We start from the raw sequence: 2,993 nt of genomic DNA, 5'->3' as shown, positions 1-2,993 counted from the left end.
CCGCCTTCACGCCAAAGGAATGCCGACACTATTTCGAGGCCGCAGGATATGACCCGGAATAAGTCGAATCTGCTCTAGCATTCTTCAGTTGGTCGGAACGCAGCTGAGAGCCGAGGAGAGAAACCTCGTCGTTCCGTTCGACGCCTGGCTCTACCAAGACTTCGAGGAAGCGAGGTCGGCCCTGATGACGGTCATCGCGAAGGCGATCTACGAAGCCGCCCCCGAATCGCTTCAGGAGAAAGCGGCGAGCTTCTATCGGCGCGTGAACAAGCTCAAAGTCCTCGGGATGGCCGCTGACGTCGGAGCGTTGTTGGCAGGTGTTCCTACCCTCGGCATGTTCACGAGGGCCGCTGGTTCCGCCGAAGAGATTTGGGATGGGACGGCCGACGAGGAGGACGTCGACGCGGTGAGAGGCGCGGCGACCGAAGCGGGTAAACGAGCCTCGGGTCTTCTGAAGCCGAAAGAGAAGCGCAATGCCCCCGAAGAGATCATCGCATTCCGGAAGGAATTCAGCGACCTGCTCGGGAAAATGGAGCGTCGTCTCGTCGTCTTCGTTGACAACCTCGATCGATGCCTACCCGAGAACGCAATTGCCACTCTTGAGGCGATGCGCCTTTTCCTGTTCATGCCGAACACGGTGTTCGTCGTGGCGGCCGACGAAGACATGATCCGCCTCTCGGTGGAGAAGCATTTCAAAGACCCCGGCAGCCAGCACATCACCGATTACCTGGACAAACTGATCCAGATACCCCTGAGGGTGCCGAAGCTCGGTCTTCAGGAAGTACGGGCGTATCTCTTCATGTTGGCGGCGGCGCGATCCGATGTTGCTGCTGACAAAGTCGAGGCCTTGCGGACGTTTCTCATTGGCAAACTGCGTAAAAGCTGGTCCGATGACCCGCCTTTCGACGTCGATCAAGCGGCGACCCGCCTTGGCGTCGCGACGGGCCACGAGCTTCGGGCTACGCTCGAGACAATGGATCGCCTCGCGGGGCTTCTCGCGCATTCGAAACAGGTGAACGGCAACCCGCGCATCGTTAAACGGTTGCTGAATGTCGTGCGGATGCGCGGCCTGGTCGCTCGCCGTCGCGGGATGGCACTGGACGAATCCACCATCGCGAAGCTCGCCCTGTTCGAGCGATGCACCGACGAGGGAGCCATTCGGGCATTGAACGCCCTGATCAGCGCAGCACCTGGTGGAAAAGCCCCTCTTTTCCTTGAGCTTGAAGCGTTAGGCGACGTGGTTGCTCCAGACAAGCTTCCGAAGGAATGGCAAAAATATCCGGACTTCGTTTCGGACTGGCTCAAGCTCCACCCTCCGCTCGGCGGCACGGACCTGCGTCCTGCGGTTTACCTTTCCAAGGAAACCATGCCGGTGAAGATGTCGGCGCAACGCATCAGCGCAAAGACCTTGAAGGCCATCGAAGTCATCCTGAAGACCCCCACCCTGAGTTCGTTGGCGTCGAAGACCGCCATCAGGGAGATCGACGCGGCGGAGGTCGGGGATGCGATGGACGAAATCATCGCGACGATGAAACGCAATCCGGACTGGTCGAAAGGGCGCGACGATTTCCGAGGAGCGGCGCTGCTTGCCAAGAGTGACGAGATTGCCCACGAAAAGCTGGTTGCGTTCGTCGCGGGTCTTCCAAGCCGCCCGAGGTGGATGAAGTCCTTGATGAAGGACGACACGACCACACCGCCGGGGAGCGCCGCCTGATGGGAACCTCCGCATCTTCGAAAGGGTCCGGGTCCAACCAACCGATGGTTCCGCCGTGGGCGGACGATCAACCGGGCGCGCCAATCCCTGCCGCACCACCGAAGAGGTTCCAGGCCTTCAGGACTTCGTTCGGAAAGTACCTCAAGGGCGGCGACGGCGGCGACCTGCGTAAGTCGCTTGGTCATTACGCCCGCACCTCGACGGGAGGAAGCGGCGTCGGTCCACGACGTTTTGCGTCGGTGTATGCGTCCGGCGGCCAACTGTACGATGTCCTGAATTCGCTCGGTGGAGACGGGGCGACGGCGGCCGATCAAGGCTTGTCGAAGGCGTCGCTTACGGGCCAGCCTCTGGACGTCGTATGCCAACGCCTTGCGGAGCAGCTCGCACCCGAGAACGGTGACAGCGACCGTATCCGTGCGGCGATCGACGAGGCGATGTTGGAAGTCCTCGGCGAAGGCGACTTCGATCCCGGCCAACTTGATGCCGAGACGATCAACAGGATTCTCGGCGAATACCTGTCGCAGTCTGTCTTCCAGGAGATCGTCGAAGAAGTCGGTGGTTCGTGGGCGAACGCGCCTGACGAACAGCGGACACCAGAAGCGGAGGGCGAACTGCTCGAACTCATCCGCGTGGTCGTGGACAAGAACCTGGGACCTCAGCTGGCCAATGCCGGAAACATGACGAAGACGGATGTTCATCGCTTCATGCGCGAAGCGGTCACCGAAGTCTGGCGCGAATGGGAGAGCTACGATGAATAAGCTCGTTTTCCACGTTGACGAAGCGAAGATTCCACCGACGGATGTCGCGGGTACAACGCATGTCTTTCTATATGGCCCGAAGCCAGTTCGTCCCGGAACCGGTTCGGTCGGCGGCCCGTTGGAAGTCGCCGTGCGCCGCCTCGCGGTGGTCGTCGATCGCAAGGCTATGGACTTCCTGTCCATAGCACTCGCAGTCATCGCCGCCGACACATATGTCAGCCGCGAACGGTTCTCGGCGAACGGATGGGCGCGTGAGTTCAACCTGGACATCCCGCTGGCTCGTCCCGAGGTCTGGCATGATGTCGCTGAAGACCTCGAAAACGCGCTGAATTTTCTCAGTGGCGATCGCTGGACGTTGTCTTTCCGTGACGGCGGGATGGAGCCTCCGGTCAAGGAGGCGATCAAGAGGCTGAGGAAGCACATCGCAATCGGATCGGCGGATTGTGTCCGTCGTCGAATGATTTGAGACTTTTTAGGCTTTGTAAGAACGGATTTTGCGGCTCGCTAGCGGTTTGATTTAA

The 2,993-nt window shown here is 60.1% G+C and carries 3 protein-coding genes; all 3 read left to right on the top strand.

The genetic code is table 11. From position 1 onward, the window contains the following. Positions 1-58 precede the first annotated feature (58 nt). The 3 genes from ACEVQ6_RS23555 to ACEVQ6_RS23545 are packed head-to-tail and all read left to right on the top strand — an operon-like array spanning position 59 to position 2,938. Positions 59-1,714, top strand: coding sequence for a KAP family P-loop NTPase fold protein (locus ACEVQ6_RS23555; RefSeq protein ID WP_374891477.1), 1,656 nt, complete (start codon positions 59-61; stop codon positions 1,712-1,714). Next, positions 1,714-2,472, top strand: a complete 759-nt coding sequence (locus ACEVQ6_RS23550; protein WP_374891476.1) for a hypothetical protein — start codon at positions 1,714-1,716, stop codon at positions 2,470-2,472. Before ACEVQ6_RS23555 ends, ACEVQ6_RS23550 begins: the two co-directional genes overlap by 1 nt. Then, positions 2,465-2,938 carry a hypothetical protein gene (locus ACEVQ6_RS23545; RefSeq protein WP_374891475.1) on the top strand — a complete coding sequence of 158 codons (474 nt, stop codon included), beginning with the start codon at positions 2,465-2,467 and terminating at the stop codon, positions 2,936-2,938. The genes ACEVQ6_RS23550 and ACEVQ6_RS23545 overlap by 8 nt, the downstream gene beginning before the upstream one ends. The last annotated feature ends 55 nt before the right edge of the window (positions 2,939-2,993 follow it).

Source organism: Ensifer soli (assembly GCF_041928815.1).
In the GTDB taxonomy this organism is placed as follows: domain Bacteria; phylum Pseudomonadota; class Alphaproteobacteria; order Rhizobiales; family Rhizobiaceae; genus JBHFEI01.
The sequence above is the reverse complement of the archived record's forward strand: the minus strand, read 5'-3'. Positions and strand labels throughout refer to the sequence as shown.